The organism is Mucilaginibacter gracilis (genome assembly GCF_003633615.1).
GTDB classification, from domain to species: Bacteria; Bacteroidota; Bacteroidia; order Sphingobacteriales; family Sphingobacteriaceae; genus Mucilaginibacter; species Mucilaginibacter gracilis.
Window position 1 is genome coordinate 928,318 of the sequence record NZ_RBKU01000001.1, and the last position, 23,873, is coordinate 952,190.

29 protein-coding genes and 1 tRNA gene are annotated in these 23,873 nt (G+C 44.7%); 5 read left to right on the forward strand and 25 right to left on the reverse strand.

Annotated elements, in window-relative coordinates; genetic code table 11:
• Positions 1 to 71: 71 nt before the first annotated feature.
• The 5 genes from BDD43_RS03890 to BDD43_RS03910 all read left to right on the forward strand — a co-directional run bounded on the left by BDD43_RS03890 (position 72) and on the right by BDD43_RS03910 (position 4,773).
• On the forward strand, positions 72 to 833 hold the full coding sequence (locus BDD43_RS03890; RefSeq protein ID WP_121196473.1) for a UDP-2,3-diacylglucosamine diphosphatase: 762 nt from the start codon (positions 72 to 74) through the stop codon (positions 831 to 833).
• A gap of 7 nt (positions 834 to 840) precedes the next feature.
• Positions 841 to 1,863, forward strand: a complete 1,023-nt coding sequence (locus tag BDD43_RS03895; protein WP_162846973.1) for a DUF6807 domain-containing protein — start codon at positions 841 to 843, stop codon at positions 1,861 to 1,863.
• A 189-nt stretch (positions 1,864 to 2,052) separates the two neighbouring features.
• Positions 2,053 to 3,126, forward strand: coding sequence for a peptide chain release factor 1 (gene prfA, locus BDD43_RS03900; RefSeq protein WP_121196476.1), 1,074 nt, complete (start codon positions 2,053 to 2,055; stop codon positions 3,124 to 3,126).
• Between the two features lie 60 nt (positions 3,127 to 3,186).
• A tRNA-Asp gene (locus tag BDD43_RS03905) sits at positions 3,187 to 3,260 on the forward strand.
• Positions 3,261 to 3,504: 244 nt separating this feature from the next.
• Entirely contained in the window at positions 3,505 to 4,773 is a 1,269-nt protein-coding gene (locus BDD43_RS03910; protein ID WP_121196477.1) for a site-specific integrase, read from the forward strand.
• A 421-nt stretch (positions 4,774 to 5,194) separates the two neighbouring features.
• Here the strand turns inward: BDD43_RS03910 and BDD43_RS03915 are convergent, their stop codons facing one another.
• From BDD43_RS03915 to BDD43_RS04035, 25 genes are all read right to left on the reverse strand, one after another.
• Entirely contained in the window at positions 5,195 to 5,443 is a 249-nt protein-coding gene (locus BDD43_RS03915; protein WP_121196478.1) for a hypothetical protein, read from the reverse strand.
• Between the two features lie 2 nt (positions 5,444 to 5,445).
• The gene (locus tag BDD43_RS03920) at positions 5,446 to 7,356 is read right to left on the reverse strand and encodes a ParB/RepB/Spo0J family partition protein (RefSeq protein ID WP_121196480.1); all 1,911 of its coding nucleotides are present in this window, start codon (positions 7,354 to 7,356) and stop codon (positions 5,446 to 5,448) included.
• A gap of 29 nt (positions 7,357 to 7,385) precedes the next feature.
• On the reverse strand, positions 7,386 to 7,763 hold the full coding sequence (locus BDD43_RS03925; RefSeq protein ID WP_121196481.1) for a hypothetical protein: 378 nt from the start codon (positions 7,761 to 7,763) through the stop codon (positions 7,386 to 7,388).
• Between the two features lie 17 nt (positions 7,764 to 7,780).
• Entirely contained in the window at positions 7,781 to 7,996 is a 216-nt protein-coding gene (locus BDD43_RS03930) for a hypothetical protein (RefSeq protein WP_121196483.1), read from the reverse strand.
• Positions 7,997 to 8,049: 53 nt separating this feature from the next.
• Complete coding sequence (locus BDD43_RS03935; protein ID WP_147425566.1) at positions 8,050 to 8,484, reverse strand: DUF6908 domain-containing protein; 435 nt, start codon at positions 8,482 to 8,484, stop codon at positions 8,050 to 8,052.
• 51 nt (positions 8,485 to 8,535) lie between these two features.
• Positions 8,536 to 8,844 (reverse strand): J domain-containing protein, encoded by a 309-nt coding sequence (locus BDD43_RS03940; RefSeq protein ID WP_121196486.1) that lies wholly within the window; start codon positions 8,842 to 8,844, stop codon positions 8,536 to 8,538.
• A 4-nt stretch (positions 8,845 to 8,848) separates the two neighbouring features.
• Positions 8,849 to 9,091 carry a hypothetical protein gene (locus BDD43_RS03945; RefSeq protein ID WP_121196487.1) on the reverse strand — a complete coding sequence of 81 codons (243 nt, stop codon included), beginning with the start codon at positions 9,089 to 9,091 and terminating at the stop codon, positions 8,849 to 8,851.
• A 12-nt stretch (positions 9,092 to 9,103) separates the two neighbouring features.
• Positions 9,104 to 9,595 (reverse strand): J domain-containing protein, encoded by a 492-nt coding sequence (locus BDD43_RS03950; RefSeq protein ID WP_121196489.1) that lies wholly within the window; start codon positions 9,593 to 9,595, stop codon positions 9,104 to 9,106.
• Positions 9,596 to 9,616: 21 nt separating this feature from the next.
• A complete protein-coding gene (locus BDD43_RS03955) occupies positions 9,617 to 10,009 on the reverse strand; it encodes a single-stranded DNA-binding protein (RefSeq protein ID WP_121196491.1) in 393 nt (130 codons plus the stop codon).
• Positions 10,010 to 11,133: 1,124 nt separating this feature from the next.
• Positions 11,134 to 12,891 carry a hypothetical protein gene (locus BDD43_RS03965; RefSeq protein WP_121196494.1) on the reverse strand — a complete coding sequence of 586 codons (1,758 nt, stop codon included), beginning with the start codon at positions 12,889 to 12,891 and terminating at the stop codon, positions 11,134 to 11,136.
• Between the two features lie 20 nt (positions 12,892 to 12,911).
• Complete coding sequence (traN, locus tag BDD43_RS03970) at positions 12,912 to 13,757, reverse strand: conjugative transposon protein TraN (RefSeq protein ID WP_121196495.1); 846 nt, start codon at positions 13,755 to 13,757, stop codon at positions 12,912 to 12,914.
• Between the two features lie 26 nt (positions 13,758 to 13,783).
• Positions 13,784 to 15,076, reverse strand: coding sequence for a conjugative transposon protein TraM (traM, locus tag BDD43_RS03975; protein ID WP_121196497.1), 1,293 nt, complete (start codon positions 15,074 to 15,076; stop codon positions 13,784 to 13,786).
• Entirely contained in the window at positions 15,060 to 15,407 is a 348-nt protein-coding gene (locus BDD43_RS03980) for a hypothetical protein (protein ID WP_121196498.1), read from the reverse strand. The genes traM and BDD43_RS03980 overlap by 17 nt, the downstream gene beginning before the upstream one ends.
• Positions 15,404 to 16,021, reverse strand: coding sequence for a conjugative transposon protein TraK (gene traK, locus BDD43_RS03985; protein ID WP_121196500.1), 618 nt, complete (start codon positions 16,019 to 16,021; stop codon positions 15,404 to 15,406). Before traK ends, BDD43_RS03980 begins: the two co-directional genes overlap by 4 nt.
• Before the next feature lie 50 nt (positions 16,022 to 16,071).
• Positions 16,072 to 17,199 carry a conjugative transposon protein TraJ gene (traJ, locus tag BDD43_RS03990; RefSeq protein ID WP_121196501.1) on the reverse strand — a complete coding sequence of 376 codons (1,128 nt, stop codon included), beginning with the start codon at positions 17,197 to 17,199 and terminating at the stop codon, positions 16,072 to 16,074.
• A gap of 17 nt (positions 17,200 to 17,216) precedes the next feature.
• The gene (locus tag BDD43_RS03995) at positions 17,217 to 17,861 is read right to left on the reverse strand and encodes a TerB family tellurite resistance protein (RefSeq protein ID WP_121196503.1); all 645 of its coding nucleotides are present in this window, start codon (positions 17,859 to 17,861) and stop codon (positions 17,217 to 17,219) included.
• Between the two features lie 10 nt (positions 17,862 to 17,871).
• Positions 17,872 to 18,483, reverse strand: coding sequence for a hypothetical protein (locus BDD43_RS04000; RefSeq protein WP_147425567.1), 612 nt, complete (start codon positions 18,481 to 18,483; stop codon positions 17,872 to 17,874).
• An 8-nt stretch (positions 18,484 to 18,491) separates the two neighbouring features.
• Positions 18,492 to 19,166, reverse strand: a complete 675-nt coding sequence (locus tag BDD43_RS04005) for a conjugal transfer protein TraI (RefSeq protein WP_121196505.1) — start codon at positions 19,164 to 19,166, stop codon at positions 18,492 to 18,494.
• 17 nt (positions 19,167 to 19,183) lie between these two features.
• Positions 19,184 to 21,649, reverse strand: coding sequence for a TraG family conjugative transposon ATPase (locus BDD43_RS04010; protein ID WP_121196506.1), 2,466 nt, complete (start codon positions 21,647 to 21,649; stop codon positions 19,184 to 19,186).
• Position 21,650: 1 nt separating this feature from the next.
• Positions 21,651 to 21,971: a DUF4133 domain-containing protein gene (locus tag BDD43_RS04015; RefSeq protein WP_121196508.1), complete on the reverse strand. Its 321-nt coding sequence runs from the start codon at positions 21,969 to 21,971 to the stop codon at positions 21,651 to 21,653.
• Positions 21,972 to 21,976: 5 nt separating this feature from the next.
• The gene (locus tag BDD43_RS04020) at positions 21,977 to 22,315 is read right to left on the reverse strand and encodes a hypothetical protein (RefSeq protein WP_121196509.1); all 339 of its coding nucleotides are present in this window, start codon (positions 22,313 to 22,315) and stop codon (positions 21,977 to 21,979) included.
• Positions 22,316 to 22,334: 19 nt separating this feature from the next.
• On the reverse strand, positions 22,335 to 22,772 hold the full coding sequence (locus BDD43_RS04025; RefSeq protein WP_121196511.1) for a DUF1896 family protein: 438 nt from the start codon (positions 22,770 to 22,772) through the stop codon (positions 22,335 to 22,337).
• Between the two features lie 10 nt (positions 22,773 to 22,782).
• Positions 22,783 to 22,950 carry a hypothetical protein gene (locus BDD43_RS29875; RefSeq protein WP_162846974.1) on the reverse strand — a complete coding sequence of 56 codons (168 nt, stop codon included), beginning with the start codon at positions 22,948 to 22,950 and terminating at the stop codon, positions 22,783 to 22,785.
• Positions 22,947 to 23,282 carry a DUF4134 domain-containing protein gene (locus BDD43_RS04030; RefSeq protein ID WP_121196512.1) on the reverse strand — a complete coding sequence of 112 codons (336 nt, stop codon included), beginning with the start codon at positions 23,280 to 23,282 and terminating at the stop codon, positions 22,947 to 22,949. The genes BDD43_RS29875 and BDD43_RS04030 overlap by 4 nt, the downstream gene beginning before the upstream one ends.
• Before the next feature lie 77 nt (positions 23,283 to 23,359).
• The gene (locus tag BDD43_RS04035; protein ID WP_121196513.1) at positions 23,360 to 23,812 is read right to left on the reverse strand and encodes a hypothetical protein; all 453 of its coding nucleotides are present in this window, start codon (positions 23,810 to 23,812) and stop codon (positions 23,360 to 23,362) included.
• Positions 23,813 to 23,873: the final 61 nt, after the last annotated feature.

A 23,873-nucleotide genomic window follows, 5' to 3' on the forward strand; every position in this document is an offset into this window, starting at 1 on the left:
AAAAAATGTTTAAATAATACAAATTATTTATTTGAGCCGCATAAAAAAACTACTTTTGATCCACTAAAAAAATGCCGAACCGTTATAAACTGTATTTTGCTTCCGATTTTCATTTGGGAGTGCCCAACTATATTTCGAGCCGCGAGCGTGAAGATAAAATTGTGCGCTGGTTAGATATGATAAAAATTGATGCTGCTGAAGTGTTTTTAATGGGCGACATTTTTGATTTTTGGTTTGAATACACCACCGTAGTACCCAAGGGCTATGTACGCCTTTTTGGTAAACTTGCCGAACTTACCGATAGCGGCGTTAAACTGTACATGTTTAAAGGTAACCATGATATGTGGATGTTTGACTACTTTAAAAAAGAGTTAAATGCCACCATGATTAATGATGAACTGGAGATAGAACGCAACGGCAAAAAGTTTTTCCTTCACCACGGTGATGGCCTTGGCCCCGGCGATGGCAAATACAAACTGTTAAAAAAGTTTTTCCGCAGCAACTTGTGCCAATGGTTGTTTGAGCGTATACATCCAAACTTTGGCGTAGGAATTGCTAATAAATGGTCGCAGCATAGCCGTATTGTTCAAGGCGATAACGAAGTTCGTAAAAATATTGAGCAAGAGTGGCTGGTTTCATTTTCGCGCGAGCAATTAAAAAACCACTATTACGATTATTTGATATTCGGGCACAGGCATCTTCCGCTTGATATTGCGCTCGACGGGCAAAGCCGTTATATCAACCTTGGCGAATGGGTTAACTATTTTTCGTATGCAGTTTTTGATGGGCAAAAGCTGGAACTTAAATATTTTGAGAAGAGTGATAAAGTGTAAAAGAATTATGTGGATAATAGTATTGTTATTCACATATCATATCTCCATAGCCGGAACTATTAAGCCCGATTATATTAAGATAATTGCCGTACCCACAAAGCAAAGGGTTGATATTACCATTGGCGGCGAACCTTTTACATCGCTGCTGTATGCCGATAGTTTAAAAAAGCCAACGCTATACCCTATATACACCGCAAAGCAAAATATGGTAACCCGTGGCTGGCCCCTTATGCCAAAGCATATGGACCGTACCGATTACTCGCACCAGTTTGGCCTTTGGTTTAATTATGGCAACGTAAACGGAGCCGACTATTGGAACAACGCCACCGGTGCCGACACCACCAAAAAAGATTACGGCTACATTAGGGTACAAAAAATTACCGGCATTATTAACGGCGAGGGTAAGGCCAGTTTAACCATGCTATCAAAATGGTACAACCCCGGTGCTAAAGCCGTACTTGAAGAAACATCGGTATTTGTTTTTAGAGTTGAGAGAGGCCTGCGTATTATCGACCGCTATATCACCCTAAAAGCCCTAACTAACGTTGATTTTAAAGACGATAAAAATGGCATGTATGCTTTTAGAGCCGCCACCGAATTGGGGCAGCCTGTAACATTGTTAGAAAACGCCATGCTGATGGATAATGCCATCAAAATAAAAACCGACTCGATACCCCTAACCGGTCATTTAACAAGCAGCGAAGGTATACAAGGCGAATCGGTTTTTGCCAAACGCGCAAAATGGATGAAATTAACTGGCATTGTAAATACCGAGCCCGTAACGCTGGTGATGATGGATAACCCACAAAACATCAATTACCCTGCATATTGGCTTGCCCGCAGCTATGGCTTAATGTCTATCAATCCACTTGGAGCAGGCGTTTTTACCCGCGGGAGGGAAAAGGTGAATTTTAGCCTCGCCAAAGGCAAGCAAACAACTTTTAAGTATCGCTTTGTGCAAGGCGGCAAAGATGTTGATAACGATACCCTCGAAAAATTGTTTACCGATTTTGCATCCGAGAGTTTGTAAAAAATTAACTCGTATGCCCGGGGCATCTCATGCACATGTCAATTATATTTATAGCGCAGATATAACCCTAAAATATTAGCTAAAAAGTGTTTAATTTTGTAAATTAATTATTAGTTACCATTAGCGTTACTAATTATGCCCTAGTGCAAAATTGGTAACAGCATAATTGATAACTCATTAACAAAAAATATGTTAGATAAGTTAGAAGCAATAAAAGAACGCTGGCAAGATGTTGAGCGCGAACTCAGCAGTCCGGATATTATGAAGGACATGAAGCGTTTTGCCCAGATGAATAAGGAATATAAAGACCTCACCAAAGTGGTTGAACGTTACGATGTTTACGCCAACGTGATGAGCAACATTGATAGCAACAAAGAAATTTTAGCTACCGAGAAGGATGTTGAGTTTAGAGAAATGGCTAAGGAAGAGCTTGACGGGCTGCTGAAACAACAGGAAGAGCTTGAAGAAGAAATACGCCTGATGCTGATACCTAAAGACCCTGAAGACAGCCGTAACGCCGTTGTAGAGATACGTGGTGGTACGGGTGGTGATGAAGCCGCCCTTTTTGCAGGCGACCTTTACCGCATGTACATACGCTATTGCGAAAAACAAGGTTGGAAAACCGAACTGGTTGACTGCACCGAAGGTACGGCAGGCGGATATAAAGAAATTATTTTTAACGTGAATGCCGAGGATGCTTACGGCACCTTAAAATTTGAGTCGGGCGTGCACCGCGTACAACGCGTACCCGATACCGAAACTCAGGGCCGCGTACATACATCGGCAGCATCGGTAGTGGTATTGCCCGAAGCAGACGAGTTTGATGTAGACATCCATGTAAACGACATCCGCAAAGATCTGTTTTGCGCATCCGGCCCAGGCGGACAATCCGTAAACACCACCTATTCGGCAGTAAGGTTAACACACATCCCTACCGGTATTGTAGCGCAATGTCAGGATCAAAAGTCGCAATTAAAGAATTATGATAAGGCTTTAGGCGTTTTACGCTCGCGCATTTACGAGATGGAACTACAAAAACACCTCGAAGAAATATCTAAAAAAAGAAAAACGATGGTATCAACCGGCGACAGGTCGGCCAAGATACGCACGTATAATTATCCTCAAGGCCGGGTAACCGAACACCGTATAGGGCTCACAATCTACAACTTACCCGAAGTAATGAATGGAAATTTATCCGAAGTAATGGAGGCACTCCAATTTGCCGAAAATGCAGAAAAACTACAAGAAGGAAGCATTGCATAAAAATTTCAAATTTTTATTTGCGAATTAAAAATGTAACCCTATATTTGCAATCCCAAACACGGAGTGGTAGTTCAGCTGGTTAGAATACATGCCTGTCACGCATGGGGTCGCGGGTTCGAGTCCCGTCCATTCCGCAGAGAGACCCTGTTTCTCCGCACAATGCCTCACTTAGTGAGGCATTTTTGCGTTAAACCGTTTCCCACAGCGGTTTTATGAAAAAAAGGATTTTAAATCAAATCAATCATTAACAAGCTCAAAGGGTGCCTATTCGGGTACCTCTATTTTTTAGCGAATTTTGGTACCCTCGACATTTGATAATGTAGTTATCTGCGTGCGGGAAGAACGATTCAACTAATCGTTTAACTAAAAATTTGTGTTATGAAAATTAATGAAAAGCTCTCTATTTTGGTGATGCTCGAAAAGTCAAAGCTCACTTCAGACGGTAAGGCACCAGTGTTTATCCGTCTTACTGTAGAAGGGAAGCGGGCGGAAATGTCGTTAGGTCAAAAGGTGTTGCTTAATAACTGGAACATTGAAGCCGGTCAGGTAAAGGGTAATTCCCAAGAGGCACGTCTTGTTAACAATGCTATTGACATGGCTAAAATTAAGCTAAGGCAGCATTATGACCACCTAAGTTTGAGTAATGATTTTGTGTCTGCCGCGATGGTGAAACAGGCATATCAAGGCAAGCAGGAAAAAGTTAAAGGCTTATTGGAAGTTATCGATTTCACAGTTGACAAAATGGACAAAAAAGTCCAGAACGGGAAACGTGCGAAATCGTCACTAACCAAATGGAAAACGACTAAGGATAAAGCTATCGCATTTATCAAATATGCCTATAAAACGGAAGATTTGCCCTTAAATAAACTTACAGTTTCATTCGCGGAAGATTTCATTGATTACCTGATGCTGGAACAGCATATCGAAAGTAATACCGCAAACAAATATTTAAAAACAATTCGCGGCGTGGTTACCAATGCGGTTTCCCGAGGTTGGATTACGCATAACCCTTTATGTGCGTACCAATGCACTTATATTGAGCCTGAGCGGGATATATTAGACGATGGTGAAATCTTGACTTTATATCACAAAAAAATGCCTGTGGAACGGCTTGAAGACGTAAAAAACGCATACCTGTTTATGTGCTTTACCGGCTTTGCTTATAAAGATGCAAGTTTGTTAACGCCTGAGAACATCGTTAATCACTTTGACGGGCAGGATTGGATCGTTAAGAACCGGGAAAAGGTAACTAAAGCAATCTGCCGCGAAAATGTCCCGCTATTACCTATTGCCAAAGAGATCATTGCCAAGTATGCCGATAATCCGTATTGCAGAAAACATAACGTCCTGCTTCCGGTAAACAGTAATCAAAAGTATAATGCCTACTTGAAGGAAATTGCTGATATCTGCGGGATAAAAAAGAATCTGACAACGCATACTGCCAGGCACACATTTGCTACCACTGTTACATTAGCCAATGGCGTACCGTTAGAAACTGTCAGTGCGTTGCTCGGTCACAGGTCAATAAAAACAACTCAGATATATGCAAAGATTGTTGCACAGAAAATCAGTGTGGATATGAACGACCTTAAAGAAAGGTTGATTGTAAAAATGCCTTCGATCATGTTAAAAACTCATGCCGCTTAATAATTATTAAGGCCATCAACAAATAAATATACAGCCGGTTGCAGGGAAAATGAGCGCCTATAATCACCAACCAATCATTTTCCCTGCATCGGGCTGTGCCGTTTCTTTTATCTCAACCTCTTCCGCAGGAAGTGGTTGAGTTTTTTCAATGATTGTTCCGCTAAACTAATGGTGTCGTCTGATTTACCATGTTAAAAATCAAACTGCCTCTGTTCCATATAACACAACATAGTCTGAAAGAACAATGAAGATTTAAGCCGTGGTTTTCTTTGCTTCTTTCTTTTGTGTCCGGCAAAAGAAAGAAGTCCCCGCGCTATGGGGGGACTTCAAAGGGCAATGCAGCCAAACGGTCTTTGTTACCTGTAGCAATTGATTGCAGCTTGTATGGTTTGCTATCTTTCATTGTAGCTGTTATAGTTTGTTACAGAAATAACCGCAGGTTTTCAGCTTCCTTCCTGTTTTGTCCGTTAAGTGGCCGCCACTGTTCGCACATCTCACAAAGGATGGCATAGTAAACGATCTTAGCCAGGCGGTAGCTGTCTTTTGGTTCACCTGCCAAATAAATCGCACCACTGGCAACGGCTTTGTTATACAATTCTTCTATTGCTGTCAGCGGACTATTGGCTGCCATCAGCGATTTGAACATTATTCTAAATTCTTCCGGTTCCATAGTTATTGGTTTTTGTCTGTTTCCAGTTCTTCACCTGTTGGGCGGGTGCGTTCCAATATGTCTATTTTCTTTTGCAGGTCGGAGATACGCTGTTGCAGTTTTTCGGTGCGTTTGTCTGTTTTTTCCTGCTGTTCCTGTTCGATCTGCGCAATATTTACCCCTGCACTTTCCGCCACTTTCTGCAATACCTCGCCGGTGTCGTTGCCGGGCAACTTGCTTTCTGATTTACCCGCTATGGCCTTGCGGATCATGTAGCTGTATTGCTGCTCGGTTAGCTTTTCCATGATTTCGTAAATGGGTAGCTCCCTGTTTTCAGCATTGAACAGCACATCTTTTACAGAACTGCGGGTTGACCAGTCAAGGGACTGATAAACAAGCAATCTTGCCGCTACAAGGTCGGCAGTGGTCAGCGCGTTTACATTATTCATGTCCTTGTTCAATTCGACAAATGCAGTATGTATGTTCACATGTACCTTTTCGCTATCGAGCTCCTTTGCCCTTTGCTCCCTGCTGTTTAGCCGCCCGATCTCCAAAACCAATAGTTCAGGGGTGGCGTTTCCGGTTTTAATCGCTTCCTGCACTTCTTTGGCAGATACTACTGCACCGTTATTGGTGGGAGCTGAGGAGACACCAAGCAAAAACAGGACGGGAACTACCTTTGTTTCTGAAACAAGCAAGGCTTTAAACAGGTCGCTGGATTGTATCAGTTGGTTATATTCTTCTGTGTCTGCCTCGTACTCCTGTAATGCAATCTGATAACCGGCTTCATTAAATTCAGGCGTTTCTTCTTCCGCTCCATCGTATTCATCATCTTCCAAACCATAACCCGTTTCAAAATAGTCTTCCCTTTCGGGCTTCACAGGGGCGTTGATAACGGTCACTTCATTCTTTCCATACGTTGGCAATTCCGCTACGCCTGTTATGCTATTCAGTAGCTTTTTAATCCGGTCACTAAGCCCCCATTCATAAAGCAGGGCTTGCGGCGGCTGCGCTGCAAATTCGGTGGTAAACATTTGTATAAACTGTGCATTGCATTTGGACTGGTAGCAGTCTCTGTTGGTGCAGGTTGCTTCTTTTGATAGTTCGGGAAACAGGCTTTTTAATGTGGCTGTATTGAAAGGGCAATTCGTGCAGGCTCCCATATTCGGGATTAACTTTTTATCCTTGATATTAAACGGCGCATTATTCAGGTCATATTTATATCGGGAGAGCACATACCGCAGGTTGTGAATTTTAAAATTTGTGATTTCCTTCCAGTCTGCGCAATGCTGTTCAAAAAGTTCCTGCTGCGACTCGGCAGAAAGAGCGGCAATATCAAAGGCTTCCTGCATATTAATGGCATCTGCAAAAAACATTTCCTGCATCGGCTCGGTCAGGTCTAAAAATTTGATGCGGCTATAAACAAAGGTCTTTGATTTACCCAAACGTCCGGCGATTTTTTCAATGGACATATGCACTTTTTGCATTTGCCCGATGGCCTGCGCTTCTTCCATCGCGTGCGGGTTTTCCCGTTGCAGGTTTTCGGCTAACTGTATCTCGATAACCTCTGCATCGGTCAGCACTTTGATAATGGCGGGTAATTCAGTAAGTCCTGCGATCAATGCCGCCCTTAACCTCCGTTCTCCTGCTACGAGTTCATACCGGCCCGATGGCATTTTACGCAAGGTTACAGGGCTGATAATGCCATGTACTGCTACTTCCCCGGCGAAGCTGTCAAGTGCTGCCTGTGAATAGTATTTACGGTAATTCAGGGGGCTGAAATCTATTGCAGCTACTGCCACCTTCTCAAATATACCCTCCTTGCCAATGGCAGGGAGGGTTTGTTCTTTCGATACCGCTGTTATTGCGGTTGTCTTATGGGTGCCATTCTTTTTAACGGCTGCTTTCTTTTTCGCTATTATTGGAGTTGACATAATATTTAGTTTTAAGTAATTAAAAATGGTTAGTCCATGAAAAGCAGGTTTACCGCCTTGCTGAACTTTTGGTTATTCAGTTTTCTTTCCGTGGTGTACTGAATGAGGCAATGAACGAGATACACTGCGGCATAGCCATCAAAAAGCTGGTCGGCAAAAAGGCTGCTGCTTTTCTTTAGCTTATCGCCGTATTGGCTGATCTTTCTTTCAGCTTCTGCCGCAAGGGATAACCAAAGGTTAACGGCGATCAGCGGGTGTTGCCATGTGGCCTTTATCTGCTCCTGTTCTTCGGCTATGGTTTGGCTCATGCCTGTTATATATTTTAGTAAGGCGGGTATTTCCGCAGGAAACAGGCCGTGTAATAATTTCGCCCTTTCCACATTATTTAAATTTTCCAATGGTTTCATAACTCGTCTTTTAGCTGTTATTTGATCTTATAAATCCTTGTCTTTCTTCCGGTGGTATAGCGGATGCCGTAGCCGTTGGTTTCTATAATACCCCGTATCAGGTTTCCCGCTTGTTTTGCGTCCCAATCATCCTGCGCCGTCATATAGCAGGTGTAAAGCCTTTCCAGTATTTTGATGCTTCTTGCCAGTTCTACAAGTGCTTTCCGCTCGGTTTTATCTTTTAAAATGCTCATAGCTTTATTTTTAAGGTAAAGGGGCGTTTACCCCTTTACCGTTAGAGATTGGATTAAATAAATCGCTGCTGCTCTATGTTGGAGAGCCATATATTGGCAAACTCCGCATGGTCTGCCTGTTGCACCCGGTGAAATTTGGCAAGGCGGTTATCTTTTATGATAACACTTTGTTGATAGATGGCAAGATTAGCCTGTTCAAATCTATAGGGTACAATTTCGACATGCTCCCATGCGGTTGAGTCATTGCCTCTTTTGTCTACTACAACAAAACACATTTCAGGGTCTTGCATCAGGTCGCCGTTTTGCTCATAATAATGGCATAGACTATATAAAACACCATCGCCCCACGGCGTACCGATGCCCTCGCCTATTTGTTCAATGGTAAGCGGCATATAGGGTTCATTAACGATTTTAAGGTGCTGCTTTCCGTTCATTTTGTCTATGAGCCTGCAAAATATTTTGGCGCTATTTTCATTTAATGTTTTCATAACCTTTGTGCGCCCCTGTACCGGCTGCGCCCCCGTTTAATTGCTTTTGTTTTATGTGGTGAGTATGGAATAAGCCGCAATGATTTTTTTACTTTGTTCCTCTGCTTCCTGTAGGCGGTGTTGGTTACGGTCGGGATGCCATTCGTTAATTTTGCTACGGAATGCCTTTTTAATTTCGGCCTGTGTTGCGCTGATTGCTACCCCTAAAATGCTGTGCGGTGTTTCAGCCTGGCTGCTTAAAATTTCTTCCGCATCTTCTTTGCTCATTCGTTGGTTAAAAGATTGCCACCATTGTTTGGCGTTCCCATAGCCGTTTGATGTATCGTAGGTTTTGTAACCGTCCAAAAATCCCTTTTTCATATGTTTAGTATTTAATTAGGTTAACTTCAAAAGGCTGTTGGTCGCCGGGAATGCCCAATTCACGCAAGTGTTTGCAATGCCGTTTACTTTTCCAACCGGGGCAGCTACAGCCCCAATACCTGCCTTTTTTATGCTGCGCAACCACATACAGGCGGTTGGAGCTTTCGCTCTGAATGTTGAATCTAAATTGCCATTGGTCGGTATCGGGCAATGCGATATTTGTCGAAATCCTGATAACTGGTAACATGATTATTAATTTTTAGCGTGATTGATTAATGGCATAGCGTGTATTCCTTTTATTATTGTTCACTACTTCGCTGCCGTATTTGTTCCTGATTTCATCGAGTGATTTTTTACCGCCCCGGAACTCTTTTAAATCTGCGCTGCGGTAATACCACGCTTGTTTTTTGGAGGCATAAAATAGACCTGCTGCCTTTAGTTCAGCCTTTACGGGACGGGTATCGCCTGTAACCCATATCCACAGGCCGACCAGTTCGATCAATATGCCGGGAAGGTGGATTATCTGTTCTATTATTTTGCGGTACTCTTCGGAAAACCTGATTTCATGCTCTGTTTCCTCCTGTGAAAGGTTTGCGCCCTTTATGACTTTTGCGGAGGCATAAGCGTATTCTCTGTTGATTTCCTGCATGGTGGCGGTATCGCCGCCCCTGTCGGGATGGAACTGCATCGCCAGTTTTTTGTAAGTGGCTTTTACTTCGTCCAATGTGCTGCACTCATTAAAAAATTTCATAGCTGTAGATTTTGAAAGTGATTAAAATGGTAAGTCGTCGGTTTCGCTTTCTTTCCCTGCTGCTACCGGTGCGGCTACATTGGCGTTATCTTCCTTTGCGCCTGAATAGGCCAGTACTTTAATGTAGCTGGTATGAAAGTCAAGTGATGCGCCGATGTCGTTGGTGTTCGTGGTGTACCCTCTTGCGCTTAACCGCCCGTCAAGCCTTACTACCGCCCCTTTGCGGAGTACCTTAATTACATTGGCATTGAGCCAGTATGAGCAATTAAAAAAGGTGGCGACCTTTACGGGTTCGCTGCTCCCTTTTGGTTTGTAGGTGTCATTATCCACTATGCTGAAATTGACGACCTGTTTGCCACCATCCAATGTTTTTACGGTGGCATCTGCTGTGATTCTTCCTGTGATCTGTTGCATAAAAAATAAAATTTAATTGTTTAAAAACCCCAATTCGGCATACTGCCTCTTTGGCTTTGATAAGCAACCCTTTTTTATGGCAGGACTGACAGACAAGGTTTTTCCAAAAAAAATACGCTCTCCCTTAGCCACGCCCGCAGGGCACCGCTGAAAAAAGGAGAGGAAGATTATTTTTGGAAAACCCGTGGCCGAGCGAGTGGTAACGAGCGAAAGACCTTGTCTGACAGTACAGCCATGAAGACCTTTGCTGTGGCATAAGCCAAAGAGCGATAAAGAGAAAAACCAGCTTAGAGATAATCAGGGATACCCCTAAAAAGGAAAAGAAAAAATAAATCGGGAAAGCTTATTATAAACCTGATTGAAGTGGGCAAAGGGCTTGCCGGTAAGATCAGTGCAGCAGAGAGCGAGGATAGAGTGAAAAGCCCGGAGCATAGCGAGGACTTGTAGGGAAAGCCGTACCAACCGGATCGCTCCCTAATTCTGATTACAATTCTTGCCTGTTAGAAGATTTATGTTGTACAAAAATTCGGCTTTATATCTAAAGAGGTAGTAGCACATATCTCCATCCTTTGGAAAACACACACATTTTTCCCCGCAACTATCAATTTGTATGGGTAGGGAGGACTTATCATGCTCAGGAATGAAGTAATAAAGAATCCCCGGATTGCTATGAAAGCTTACTACAAAAAAAATGCTATCCAATTTATATACTCAGTGTGCAGCATTCTTATAAGTTTAATAAGAATTAATAACTTTCTGACAGCTACAATAGGTACTAAGCCAATGTTTATTACCTACGTTAACAAAGACCTGATTATAAGGAACACGGCATAAGCTATTCCTATCAGTAATTATCTGCAATAAAAAATTCAAAATAAAATAGGAAGATCTACAAATTTATCTTGCCGATGATTACTAATCAATTTATCAGGCTCATAATCCATTTAACCATTTTATTTCCAGTTGAGGATACGATACTATTAAAAGCTGTCATTTGTATTATCTGGAAATCAACCCCCTGGGTTGCTATGATTTGAATAAATAGTTTTAAAAAATAAAAAAATGAAAAAAATAGAAGCGGCGAAGCCGCCAGGCTCCGCCGCTTCTGTTCGGCCTTAAATTGTTTACAGCTTCACCTTTTTTGAAGGCTTGGGGGTTTGGTCATTTTTTTGCTCCTGCCGCTTGTTTTTTTTAGTGCTATCGGAAATATCATCTGTTACGTCTTCGGATTTTGCCTTAGCGTTTAGTTTGAGGTCTTTGATATCCAGTTTGTTCATGGCCTCGTCATAGGCGTTCAGCTTCCATTCTTTAGGATTGGCGGAAAGGTATATTTTTTCAGAAGTGCCATTGTTTTCCCAATTGGCTTCTGTGAGGTTCCCTCGTTTGAGCGATTTGAGCATCCGTTCGGTGGCCTGCGTATCGTCCCGTTCTTTTAAGGATAATTCTTTCAGGCTGTCTTCGATCTTAAATCCGTAGTTCTCGGTGAACTTCTCCACCTCGTAATTGTTGTTTTTGTCTTTTTGCGAGAAATCGAGCTGCACCCAGGCAGGATAGGTCTTTTTGATATCGTCTTTGTAAGACAGGTTGGTATGTACCGCCCGGCCATCAAGCAGGTTATAGGCTTCCTTTGCGGAAATATGCTGGTTCTGATAAAAGGTTTGCGTGATGCCTTTTTCATTTTCTCCCGGCTTTTTTAAGGTAGCGTCCATACGGTTGAAAAAATACATTTCATCTTTTTCTCCTTTACGGAACTGCAGGGCATATACCATGTCGTCTTCGCCTATTTTCGTTGAATGATTTAACTGAAAAGCGGGCGCTTTTGAATTGATGTTTTTTTCCAGTTCATCATTTAGTTTGGTGTCAAAGCCGGCGTATTTAAGGCTTTCTTTCAGGTAATTTAAATTTTGCTCGTTCATAATCAATGAATTTTTAAGTGTTATTGGATAATTGATAAAGTGGGAAGGAAAGATGGAAACTGTATAATCCTCCGGTGATGCCTTTTGCAGACGGACGTTGTATAAATCCAGTTTATCTTCAGCTCTATTAAATTTTGCGAACATATACTGGTGTATCTGCGCCGGATCACCGGGCGAATGGATATGGTGCCACCTGTATTCCATTATCTTAGGATCGTTGCTGTACTGGTAATTTGCGGTCAATAATGTCAGTCCGCAATTGGCCGGAAGATCCCCTTCCAATCCCTGTTTCAGCGGTTTGTTTTTGTATTGCCCGATAAGCAGATAGTCATACCGCTCATTCATAGCGGAGGAAAGGTTAACGGCATGTTCCATATAATCACGGGCCTGTTCAAAGGAATTAAATGACTCCATTACCCGGTGGCGGTGGCCGATCTCATAGACCTGATGGCCGGGATGCTCATGCTGCACAACATGGTATTGTGCTATTTCCTGTTCAGGCATAATTGTTTTGATCCATTCTACAGGGAAGACCAATTCATTTTGCAGCGTGTCACGCCACCCTTCGTATTGACTTCCGGGTATCAGGCGGACCGATTGTTTTTTCATCTGATCAGCTAATTGACCGACACTTTTAACCAAGTCAAATTCCGTGTTTATGTTGGTCAATGCCTCCGGTTGCAAAGCGGCCTGGAGGCTGTCTATAGCCATAAAACGATAATCGGCGGGTATTTCATCTGGTCGCTCTACGCCGTGATCAAGGCCAGGGCTGTCAATAAGATCGTCGGGGAAATTACGCCCGTAGCAATACTGTTCGGCATCGGCTGAGGAATCAAAGAAATGGAAGCGAAGCCAGTCGGGTGTCTGGCTTTCGCGCTCATTAAACGCCACCCACCGATGACCTTTGGCCCTTGCCTCTTTGAGTTCGGCGATCATTTGCGGTATTTCGGCTGGTTCGATTTCCATTATGTAAAAATTTGAGGCAGCTACCTGGTAACCGGTCTTGCTTTTAATATTTCTTTGCCGTCCAGTGTCATAGCTAAATGACGGTCGCCATTTTTTTCATACAGTTCAACAGCAAGGTTCTTATTGTCGGCAATAGTGAATTTTTTAAAGGCCATGACGATAGTCCGGTGGCTATTACCGTTAACAGTCAGGGTGTCGCCCGGATAACAAGCAAGCGGCGTGATCTCCTGCTCCTGTACCGCCATGCGTTTCACCTTTTTGCGGTCGCGGATATAAAAGCGGATAAAGTCTACGGTATAATTGATGTGTGATTTATTATTGACCCGTAAGCGGTAAAACATCACATCGTTAGCTAAGTAGATACCTTCCAGTTTCATTTTCATCTGATCGTTTTTGTCCTTGACATTCATAAAGGGCTTAACCAGCGTAGCACGGGCTGAAATATCCCTTACCTGTGTTTCGTTCAGGCTTTCTCCTGAAAAGCGCACTGCTGAACGTTCCCGTAATTCCTGCTGGTGGAGGTCGATAGCCTGTGTAGGTAAGTCGGTAGTCGTAGTGACTATAAAGCTGTATAGCTTGCCATCTGCGGTAATAACGCTCAGGTTACTTTCGGGTATGCCCTGATGGTCGGCTTTCAGCTTGATCACATTTTCCGCGTCCTTTACCTTTTCGGCCAGCACATAGCGGCTTCCCCGGTCGACGCTTTTTACGGCTGTTGGGAAAAGGATCATTAATGTTTTCTGGTCGCTGATCTGAATGCGGTAGGGACTGATGATCGCCGAAGAATCAAAATTTTTAACGGTTTGTGCCATTGACAGGCACGGTAACACTACATACATAAGTATGGCGGTAATGAGCTTTTTCATAGAATTAATATTTTGTTTAATGGTGATTAATTATTGAGTTGATTGTTGTTAAGCAACAGGACATTGTAACCTGCTTTCACGGTGACTTTGACCAGCTTTACTTTCTTGCTGAAAAATCCTTTGGCTACCTGTATGCCCGCACTGGCCGCCTGTGCGCCGACCGAAGGACTATAACCCAGCGGGTCGTAGGATTGCATCGCCTGATCCACACCGTCTTTGGCCGCATCCCTGCCAATGGCTCCGGGTACGCAGATACCGGGAATGCCGTCCCGGTCAAATACTTTCATTGATACCGGGAATACCGAGTTATGGACGCTGATCGTCCTGATGTCGATATTCAGCCGTTCCCCTTCGACCGAGCAGGAGCCGAATACGAAAGTGCTTTTGGGTATGAGCCGGCCATTGATATAAATGTCCTGCAAGAGCCTCAGCTTGATGGTCGATCCGGTCGTTAAGGTTCGGGTCTCATGTACTACAGCTTCGATGGCATTATCAGTAGCATTGTTGGTGCTGTTATTATCGAGGTCATAAAAGCCATTGCCGCGCGGGGTATCAAAATAGGTAATACGGTTATCAGGGGTGTCGGCATGATTGGGAATGATCGTTTGATCTACCGCATCAGCGGTTCCGCTGACAGGAAAGGCGATGCCTCTTTCTTTTTCCGATTGTGCTTTCAGTTTTTGACGTACCAGCGCCGGATTTTGTATCTCCTGTATCTTATCGAGCATCGTACTTATCTGGTCCATTTGCGGGTCGGCGGCACCTGATGTTCCTGATTTTTGGATGATGGCCTGCAACCGCCTGATCTCCGCTTCTGAATCGTTGCTGCCTGCGCTATTCGCCTGCTGTTGTACCGTGGGTGAGGGTTGGCTGATCTGCCGGTTTAATGCAGACAGTCGTTGATTGATCTGCTGCTCATTGGCCGCCAGGCTGGCGCTTGAATTACTCAGGCTGCGCGTGGTAAAGCTGCGGCCTATGGTGCCGGTTTTCGGTGCTATGCCGGTATCAAAGCGTTTCACCGTATCGCCGGGCTGCCGTGTAGTATCGGCTTTATAATAGGGATCGTCTTTACGGGCCTGCTGGTTTTTCAGTGAATCTTTTTGTGCCTGCTCGTAAAAGCCCAGTTTGTTTTCAAGGCTGTCGTTTTTCAGTTTAGCGCCGGGCACTTTCATATTTAATCCGCCCACCTGCGCTGTTGCCGATTGCGCTTGCGCTGTTTTACCGCCGCCGAGCGCCCAGAACAAGAGGGTGATAAAAGGTAATACCAGTAAGGGCAGCATCAGTAATAGTTTTTTCTGCTTTTCATTTGTCTGTTTCATTGTGTTGTTTTTTTTGATTAATAATTTGGTTTTTAATTGAGTCAGTGCCTCCGGGCACCACTAAGGGCCTGACCATTCTTAGCGGCCTGAGATCCGGTGGGCCGTTTGCGGAAAGGATGGCGTGCCCGGCTATGAACAGGCTGAGATTGCCCATGAATAGGCAGAACAGGATCAGCATGATTTTTTTCCTCTGTTGGCTCCAACCGGCTGTTTTGCCATTCAGGTAATCGGCTGCTTTGCGGTAAAAGGGAGCAAGCGGCCCCGGAAGTCCATTGTCCGCGCTTTTATCACGCTGATTTTTCCGTGATTTTAAGAAGCGTAGCATATTCATCGGTTTTCAGTTTTCAGGTCTTTATTTTCAAGCGTATTCCACTTCTCGATCAGGAAGCCATGAGGATTGTTGTCCGAACGGGCAACGTTGCGCAGGTAACCGGCTGTGATCAGGCTGCGGGTTACAATGGAGGATGTACGGATGATCTTTTCTTTGGCGTAACAGCGGAAATAATAAGGGTATTGGTTAATGTCCACGTTTACACTGTCGATGCTTACCTGCTGACTGATGTTGCCGGACATGAGATCAGCATAATAACCCTGTTCTTTCAGGTCGTTATACATTTTCTCAGCGGAATTATCCGCGAGATAAAGAGCTTTGGTGATATTGGCAATGATCACTTTTTCGTCCGGGTCGAGGTTGAAGAAATAGTAATGAAACATGCGGACGTGATCTTTGGCCTCTACGGGAATATTGTCTTTGCGTTCTGCGCTCATGGCTTCGAGGGCTTTGCCGTTGGCGAGAATGTAAATGTGGCTTTGCGCATTGCTGACGAACTGGTAGCTCTTGAATACGGTAAATGCACAGATAGCCGTACAGGCCGCGATGAGCACCAAACTGAACGCTTTGATGTGCTTAAAAGCGGTATCGATATTTTTGAGTTGCTGGAACATAATTTCATTGTTAATGGTTAATGATTATAGAAGCGGGAGGGGGGCGACTTTTATGTATTCCCTGAAAGACGATCTTTAAGGTGCGCGTTGTCTTCCCCTTTGTCGGTTGAGGATGCAGGGGTAACCGGAGGTGCTGCGGCTTTGCCCGCCATCATTCCCTGCAAGGCCTGACCGCCTCCGTAAGTGATCGCCATAGAAGCGATAGCGCTTGTTTTGCTGAACAGAGCGTGGCCTCCGACATTGATAATGTAATTGGCGATACCGGGAACGGTCAGATAGCCGATAATGCCGATGACCATAAACATCAGGTAAAGGGTATTGGTCTCATCAAATCCCCTTCCCGTAACTACATCACTTTGGTGGAACTGGACCATGTTGAGTTGAATTTTGGCGATGATCGCGCCGAAAATATTGGCTACCGGAAGCCACATATAGACATTGACATATCTTGCCAGCCATTGCTTTGCGGTATGCTGAAATCCATCAAAAACACTCATTCCAAAGCAGAGCGGGCCGAGGATTGCCAGTACGATGAGCTTAAAAGTCCGTATTACGTCAATGCAGAGCGCTGCCGCCTGAAACAGCACATTGAGTATCTCGAATATCATTTTCTTGATCATGTTTTTAAATCCGAAGTCGCTGAACATATCTGCAAAGGGGCTGGTATTTGTCCCTGATGGAGCGGAATTATCGGGGTGTGCATACTGGTACCACTTATCAGGGTTGCCATTCATATTGGTCGGCGCCGGTGGCTGTGTATTGGCCTGTTCCTGCCCGTTGAGGATATTCCGCACAGCCTGATTCGTATTGTTTACCATAGCTGAGGTCGCGTTGACCGTAGGAGACAGTACACCGTTTATCAGAGCGATGACCGTGGGGAATGTCAGGATGCAAAAGCCCAGTACAAACGGGCGCAGCAAAGGATAAAAATCTACCGGTTCTGCTGCTGCTATATGTTTCCATACCCGTGCAGCTATGTACCAGAGTGCCGCAAATCCGGCAATGCCCTGCCCTATGCCGATCAGCTGGCTGCACATCGGTATCATCTGATCATAAAGCGTATTCAATACGCTTTGCATGTTCTGGATGCCGGATGCCGGGTCCTGTGCACGGGAAAGTAAGGGCAAAAGCGTGGCTGTGATTGCCATTATGGCAATCTTTTGAGTCTGTTTTTTCATCTGTTTTTTGTTTAGCGCTATTGGATTCCGTAGAGTTTTTTAACCGCCTCGTGATCGTTGTTGTCGGTAGCCCGTTCCAGGGCTACGCTTTGTGCCTGCGCGTTGAAGCTGCGTAGAAAGGTAAGTTGTTCGTGCCCGGTGGCGTAGATGTGATCGATCATTTGCAGCCGTTCATTATCGCTCATGCGCAATTTGTTATCTGCCATAACAAGGCTCAGTTCATTGATGTTTTCGAGGCTTTGACTGATCAGGCTATTATACACATCGGTCATATAGCTGATTTCGTCTGTAGTAATGTGCTTGTCCTGCTTAAAACTTCCGTAGGCCGATTTGTATTCGCTTATCAGCGTGGTTTGATCGCAGATAATGTCTTTTACTCTGGGGTATTTCCGCACAGTGGGGCTAACGACCATCAGGCCGTTTAGAAAAGCATCGTGCAGATCAAAGCTGCCTTTGGATATGTTTTTGACTGAGTTATAGCCCTTGCTGATCATGTCGTACCCTTTGTACATTTCCTGTAGGGTGCTTTTCAGTCCGGCCAGTTTCTGATAATCCAGTGCCAGTTGCTGAATGGCATCGGCGATGGTTTGTGCCTTGCTGTCCGTTGCATTCATCAGTCCGGCCAGTAAAATAGCTATAGTAAAAATCCAGATCTTTTTCATGTACTTCTTTTTAGTTGATGTCGTAAAGTTTTCTGATGTCCTGCGATTGCGCTTTCCTGTTCTGCCGGTCCAATGCAAAGGCGCGTGCCTGATGGACGAATGATTGCGCGAACTGGTATTTGTCAAGCGTGGATATATATAGCGCGTCGATGCTTTTGATGCGTTGCGCATCGGTCATTTGTGTGCCATCGTTAATGACCAGGTTGAGTTCGTCGAGATCGGTATTACATTTGGCAATCAGGGAATTGTTGACCTGTTGCAGGTAACTGATCTCATCGGCAACAAGGATCGCTTTTTCTTTCTGCCAGGCTATTTCCTGTTGAAAAAGGGTAACGATCTGTTGCTGGTCGCTGATGATCTCCGGTATTTTCTTGTTGTTGCGCACTGCCGGGCTTGCCTGCTTTTGTGCATCGAAGTAATTGCTGTGCAGATCGTAAGCGCCGTTTTTGAGGTCATGCAGGCCGTTAAGTCCTTTTGTGGTCTGCTGATAACCCGTTTTTAGGGTTTTGATATAAATCTGTACATCGGCGATCTGCTGCAACATAACCTGTGCCTTTGTCTGTGAATGCGCGTGATTCGTGCAGGCTGCAACGGTAAAGCATATGGAAAGTATCTTTTTCATAGTTTTCATTATTGTATGCCGTATAAAGCCCGGATGGATTGCAGGTCGTTTTGGTCTTTGGCCCGCTGCATAGCTACCTGGGTATTATTGTTGTTGAATTGTCGCAGGTCATTTAAATTTTTCTGTATGCCGCCCGATGCCTGATGCACCAGCAACAGCCGTTCTGCATCGCTCATTTGTGTACCGAAAGAATTGACCGCTAATAATACCTCGTCGAGGTTGCGTACACTTTCCTGCAGGATGCCGGAATAGACCTGACCCATGTAGCCGATCTCATCGCTTGAAAAATGTTTATCCTGTTTGAAGAGGCTGTAGGCCGATTTATACTCGCTGACCAATTGGGCCTGCTGCGTAGTGATGCGCTTAACCTCGTTAAAATCCGCAATCACCGTTTTTACCTGCTGCAATTCATTATAGTAATCGGCATACAGGTTTTTTTCCTTATCCAGCCAACCGGATATGTCATTGAGATTGCCGAGCGACATTTTGTTTTCCAGTTGCTTTTCGGCATTTTGAAGCATGATGGTTTGGTTTTGTACCTGCTGCACTTTGATATCAATAGCGTTAATCGCCTTAATGATCGCCTGATTAATGAGGTCGATAATTTGTGCGTCCGCTTTTTGCTGTGGCAACACGAATAACAGGAGCAGGGTTGTTCCGAAATAAATAATCCGTTTTTTCATAATGGTTGATTTAGTGGTTATTTTTTGTGTTCATTGACTAATGCCGCAATCCCTTTTTCTATGCTGCCATATTTGCGGGCATACTGCATCACCTTTACTTTTTCCGATTCCTCGGTGGTATAGGCCATATATTCTTCGGGAGATACTTCTGTGGCATATACCCGGCTGAGCATACCGGCAAGGCTGATAAAAACCTCCTTGTATTTTCTTGCGGGGTCATTAGCCTTGTTAATGGAAAGTATCAAAGCTTTCTCCTTCTCTGTCAATCCCAATAGTTCCTGTATCGCGTCGAACTTGTTCTGGTATTTGCTTTGGTCTAAGAGTATCTTACAATCGGAGTTATTGATAATGGCCTGTTTAACAACGGGAGAACTGATAATGTCTTCGACTTCCTGCGTTACTACAATGGCTTCCCCATAAAATTTACGCACTGTTTTAAACAGGTATTTAATGTATTCGGCCATACCCTCTTTGGCAATCGCCTTCCATGCCTCTTCAATGAGGATCATCTTGCGGATGCCCTTCAGCTTTCGCATTTTGCTGATAAATACCTCCATGATAATGATGGTCACCACCGGAAAAAGAATAGGATGGTCTTTGATGTTATCCAGCTCGAAAACAATAAAGCGTTCCGTCAGCAGATCAAGGTTTTCTGTTGCGTTCAGCAGATAATCGAACTCACCGCCTTTGTAATAGGGCCGCAAAACGTACAGGAAATTATCAATATCGAAATCCTTTTCCTTGACCTTATCCGCTTTCAGTACCTCAATAAATTCATTTTGCAGGTAGTCATAAAAAGTATTGAAGCATGGGAAAAGGGAACCGTCTTTATCTACCTTCTCAAAATACCCTTGCAGTGCGTTGGATAAGGCGACATATTCCGCGCGGCCAAATACTTCATCATCTTTTTTCCACAAGGCGAGCAGCAACGTTTTGATGCTTTCCTTTTTCTCTGTGTCCAGTATATCCCCGGCACCAATATAAAAGGGGTTGAATCGGATCGGGTTCTTTTCATCATAGGTGAAGTAATAACCTTTCACCAGGTCACACAGTCCACGGTAGGAATGGCCCACGTCCACGAGAACGATATGCGTTCCCTGTTCATAATAGGAGCGGACCATGTGATTAGTGAAAAAGCTTTTACCAGAGCCGGATGGACCGAGGATAAATTTATTACGGTTGGTAATAATACCCCGCTTCATCGGTTCATCGGATATGTCCACATTGACCGGCCTGCCTGTCATACGGTCGCCTAACCGGATACCTACGGGGCTTGGAGAACTGCGATAGCCGGTTTCCATGTTCAGAAAACACACGGCCTGTTCAGCGAAAGTGTCGAAGGTATCGTTCACCGGAAAGTCGGCTTCATTGCCGGGCAGGCCCGCCCAAAAGATCTGCGGAGCACCATCTGTCTGCTGTTTCGGTGTGGCATCCATCTGCACCATAGCCGATGCGACCTGGTTGCGGATGTCCTTTAATTCAGCGGGATCATCTGTCCATGCCAGGATATTGAAATGTGCTTTTACCGGTAGCCGCTGCGCCGAGATCGCTTCATTTAAAAAGTCTGCGGTGGCATCCCTTGAAATCGCGTTTTCGCGTGAATAGGCGGATAGGGATTGCAGCCTTCTCCGCTTCGCTTCAAGGTTCTTTAAGGTTTTTGCAGTATCATCGATAAAGATGTACTGATTGTAGATATGGTTGCACGATAAGAGCTGGCCGAGCGTGGCAGCAAAGCCTACACTGAACTTTGTCCGGTCGGTACAATAGCGGTCATAGTTAATGCGGGAGCCGCAAGCCGGTGGCAGGTCTTCGGCATCAGACAGCGTATATAGCTGACAAACGTTGTCGCCGATCTTTAGCCCGTCTTTTAACTGAATATCCTTTAGGGCAGGGACTTCGCCCGGCGCTTGCAGAAACAGGTATTGCGCTAATAAGCCCGGTTGCTGATCTGTTCCGGCAAGTTCATCGGAATTAAGTCTTCTCAGGCCGACAAAACCGCTATCAGTCAGTATTCTTTCAAACTGCCCCGCTCCGTCTAAAAATTCCTGGAACATTAAGGGATTAATGGTTTGTTCCGGTACAAGGCTTCTGCGGAGCAGATTGGAATACAAGGAGGTTGACGGCTTGCGGCCACCCGGCTTTTTGGTCAGCAGTACATAACATTTATGATTAAGAAAGGGGCGTTCATTAAAGAAACGCTCACTGGCGCGGCTGAGGAAAGAAATATCATCCTGCTCAAAATCCGCCTGTATTTTATCGGCTATAAACCAATCCTGTTTATGGAACACGGTAAACTTTGGGAGGATTTTAATGGCTTTAAGCCAGGCCTGATGAAAGGCTTCGTATTCCTCGTTCGACAGGGTAAATATTTCAGGCAAGGTCAGTTCGTAGGCCAGTGTAATATCTCCCCGGACAGAGAGCAGGCAGTCGTTTTCGACCTTGTAAACAGGTAACAGTTGTTCGATATCTATCGGTTGTGCCATATCAGTTCTTCTTTAGTTGGGTAAATAATTTGCGGGAGCGGAAACGAATGCTTGCCGGGATGTTTCTCTTTGCAGCTTTCTTCAGCAGACCGTATTGACCGTATTTATGGCTGTAGCGATAAACCATTAAAAAAAGAGTAGTTCCAAGCAGCAGGATCAGGGGCAGGCAAACGAGCGTCGGCACGCCGCTTATATACAGTACGGCAAACAGGATCATCAGCGCGACCAGCCCTGCGGCCAGGTAACCGATATATTGTGCCTTTAAACCCTGAAATTCTATTGGCTTATTAATGCCCTTATTGATCTGATAGATGCTGTTCATAGTTGTTAAATTCGTTTGCCTTTTTTATGGGTGAATTCATTGTCCGGTAAGCCGTAAGCCCTTGCCAATCCTACGGGATCAAGCTCTTTGAGCGGAGGTACGATGACCAATCGCACATGAGGCGGTATGTTGTCCGGGTCTATGATCTCTTCGTAGACGTTCTTTTTAAGGGTGTCATAAACCAGACCGGACAGACCGCCCTCCCCTTCACTCAGTTCATACATGGATATGCGGTTCCAGGGTGCGTCCACTTCCCTGAATTCATTAAGGCGGGTATCCACATAAAAGTCTGTTCCTTCAATAGTAAATACAGGCAATTTTCTTGCGTGATTCTGATTTTCCATAGCGCTGAATTTTAAATGGTTATTCTTTTCTTTCCTGATAGTCGCTGATCGCCCGGATGATCTGCCTTCGTAAACCGCGATTATTTTCGTTGTCCTCCGAAAACCCGAAATCATCGAAAACAAGGTTACAATCTTCCAGCAGGCTGATGATCTCATAGGTAAGCGTTCCGCTTTCCACCAGCCGGTAATAAACGGGCTCAAATTCATCTTCCAGTACCTCCCTGATATAATGAAACCTTGATGGCCGGAGGTCGGCTGTCAGCCTGTTCATACATTGTTCTTCAATAACAGCGGCGGGTTTTCCCGCATCCGATAGCTGCGTGATCAGTGGTACTGCCAGTTTCAATTTGTCTTCGAGATATGCCGCCATCATGCGGTTATCATACAGTTGCACGAGCAGATCAGGATTGTTCTCTATGATAAAGCTGTGCAGCTTTTTTAATAGTTCCTCTTCCATATTCCGCCGTTTAATGTTGCCTCAGATTACCCTTCATCCACGGCCAGACCAGCATATACACGATGCCGGTAATAGCTACGGAGAGGATGACGATAATTATCCCGATCAATCCCGCGAACAGGTAGTACAGGCTCCACAGGCATCGCCCGATCAGCCGTTTTGCTTCCGGCCTTTTCATACGCCGAAGAAGGATTTAAGAACAGTTGCCACGATCACCAGGAATACACAGCTTCCGAACCATGCTGCGGCCACCTTGGACGTATCCGGCTCGCCGTGATTCCATTTGTTATAGACCTTGACGGCTCCGATGAGGCCAACCACGGCTCCAATGGCGTACATCAGGCTGGTGCCCGCTGCGAAATAACTCTTCACCTGCGTGGTTGCCGCGTTGATACCTGCATTGCCGTCCTGGGCGTATGCTACTGACGCTAAGATGGTTGCTAAAAGAACGAGTGTTGCTGTTTTGCGATTGACTTTGTTTTTTGTCTGTTTTACTGTTTGAGTTTTCATTTTGCACCTTTTTGAAAGTTTGGTGCATGGCCATGCTTAAAATTGACTGCGCAGTCGTGTTTACTTGTAAATGTTTTTCACCATAGTTGGTTAAGCTCCTCTTCTTCAAAGGAAATACCGCATTGTGCTACCGCTTCACCGGCCATGAGCTGAATGACGCTGATCCTGAAGGTTTCGGAATAATTGCCTTTAAGTGTTTGGAAATAATGCTGAAAAACGATAGCCAGCTTGGCTTTGGTCGGATGTTCACCCGCTTTGGGTATGATCTCATAACGGACCTCGTTCAGTATGTTTTCCAACTGACGGGCTTCTCCGCGATCCTCTGCTCCCGGTTGCTGTGATTTTTCGTTAGTTGCTGCAATACCTGCCCCCGGCTGATTTTGGCGCTTCACCATCAGGTTGTTTACATTGCCTGATAATAAGCCACGGATTTCGGTCCGGTAAAATAAAAGGCCGATAGCCACGTAATACACTACCGTTGCCAATGCAACCCAGGTAAAGAATGTTCCCCATGAAATACTGTTCAACATAATTTTGAATTTTAAGTGAGTATTGTTGTTTGTCGGGAACAAAGGTGGGACGATGAAAAAG

Excerpts from the sequence above, each read along its gene's own strand:
- BDD43_RS03890 (WP_121196473.1), top strand. The coding sequence starts at position 72 with ATGCCGAACCGTTATAAACTGTATTTTGCTTCCGATTTTCATTTGGGA.
- BDD43_RS03895 (WP_162846973.1), top strand. The coding sequence starts at position 841 with ATGTGGATAATAGTATTGTTATTCACATATCATATCTCCATAGCCGGA.
- prfA (WP_121196476.1), top strand. The coding sequence starts at position 2,053 with ATGTTAGATAAGTTAGAAGCAATAAAAGAACGCTGGCAAGATGTTGAG.
- BDD43_RS03910 (WP_121196477.1), top strand. The coding sequence starts at position 3,505 with ATGAAAATTAATGAAAAGCTCTCTATTTTGGTGATGCTCGAAAAGTCA.
- BDD43_RS03915 (WP_121196478.1), bottom strand. The coding sequence starts at position 5,443 with ATGGAACCGGAAGAATTTAGAATAATGTTCAAATCGCTGATGGCAGCC.
- BDD43_RS03920 (WP_121196480.1), bottom strand. The coding sequence starts at position 7,356 with ATGTCAACTCCAATAATAGCGAAAAAGAAAGCAGCCGTTAAAAAGAAT.
- BDD43_RS03925 (WP_121196481.1), bottom strand. The coding sequence starts at position 7,763 with ATGAAACCATTGGAAAATTTAAATAATGTGGAAAGGGCGAAATTATTA.
- BDD43_RS03930 (WP_121196483.1), bottom strand. The coding sequence starts at position 7,996 with ATGAGCATTTTAAAAGATAAAACCGAGCGGAAAGCACTTGTAGAACTG.
- BDD43_RS03935 (WP_147425566.1), bottom strand. The coding sequence starts at position 8,484 with ATGAAAACATTAAATGAAAATAGCGCCAAAATATTTTGCAGGCTCATA.
- BDD43_RS03940 (WP_121196486.1), bottom strand. The coding sequence starts at position 8,844 with ATGAAAAAGGGATTTTTGGACGGTTACAAAACCTACGATACATCAAAC.
- BDD43_RS03945 (WP_121196487.1), bottom strand. The coding sequence starts at position 9,091 with ATGTTACCAGTTATCAGGATTTCGACAAATATCGCATTGCCCGATACC.
- BDD43_RS03950 (WP_121196489.1), bottom strand. The coding sequence starts at position 9,595 with ATGAAATTTTTTAATGAGTGCAGCACATTGGACGAAGTAAAAGCCACT.
- BDD43_RS03955 (WP_121196491.1), bottom strand. The coding sequence starts at position 10,009 with ATGCAACAGATCACAGGAAGAATCACAGCAGATGCCACCGTAAAAACA.
- BDD43_RS03965 (WP_121196494.1), bottom strand. The coding sequence starts at position 12,891 with ATGGAAATCGAACCAGCCGAAATACCGCAAATGATCGCCGAACTCAAA.
- traN (WP_121196495.1), bottom strand. The coding sequence starts at position 13,757 with ATGAAAAAGCTCATTACCGCCATACTTATGTATGTAGTGTTACCGTGC.
- traM (WP_121196497.1), bottom strand. The coding sequence starts at position 15,076 with ATGAAACAGACAAATGAAAAGCAGAAAAAACTATTACTGATGCTGCCC.
- BDD43_RS03980 (WP_121196498.1), bottom strand. The coding sequence starts at position 15,407 with ATGAATATGCTACGCTTCTTAAAATCACGGAAAAATCAGCGTGATAAA.
- traK (WP_121196500.1), bottom strand. The coding sequence starts at position 16,021 with ATGTTCCAGCAACTCAAAAATATCGATACCGCTTTTAAGCACATCAAA.
- traJ (WP_121196501.1), bottom strand. The coding sequence starts at position 17,199 with ATGAAAAAACAGACTCAAAAGATTGCCATAATGGCAATCACAGCCACG.
- BDD43_RS03995 (WP_121196503.1), bottom strand. The coding sequence starts at position 17,861 with ATGAAAAAGATCTGGATTTTTACTATAGCTATTTTACTGGCCGGACTG.
- BDD43_RS04000 (WP_147425567.1), bottom strand. The coding sequence starts at position 18,483 with ATGAAAAAGATACTTTCCATATGCTTTACCGTTGCAGCCTGCACGAAT.
- BDD43_RS04005 (WP_121196505.1), bottom strand. The coding sequence starts at position 19,166 with ATGAAAAAACGGATTATTTATTTCGGAACAACCCTGCTCCTGTTATTC.
- BDD43_RS04010 (WP_121196506.1), bottom strand. The coding sequence starts at position 21,649 with ATGGCACAACCGATAGATATCGAACAACTGTTACCTGTTTACAAGGTC.
- BDD43_RS04015 (WP_121196508.1), bottom strand. The coding sequence starts at position 21,971 with ATGAACAGCATCTATCAGATCAATAAGGGCATTAATAAGCCAATAGAA.
- BDD43_RS04020 (WP_121196509.1), bottom strand. The coding sequence starts at position 22,315 with ATGGAAAATCAGAATCACGCAAGAAAATTGCCTGTATTTACTATTGAA.
- BDD43_RS04025 (WP_121196511.1), bottom strand. The coding sequence starts at position 22,772 with ATGGAAGAGGAACTATTAAAAAAGCTGCACAGCTTTATCATAGAGAAC.
- BDD43_RS29875 (WP_162846974.1), bottom strand. The coding sequence starts at position 22,950 with ATGAAAAGGCCGGAAGCAAAACGGCTGATCGGGCGATGCCTGTGGAGC.
- BDD43_RS04030 (WP_121196512.1), bottom strand. The coding sequence starts at position 23,282 with ATGAAAACTCAAACAGTAAAACAGACAAAAAACAAAGTCAATCGCAAA.
- BDD43_RS04035 (WP_121196513.1), bottom strand. The coding sequence starts at position 23,812 with ATGTTGAACAGTATTTCATGGGGAACATTCTTTACCTGGGTTGCATTG.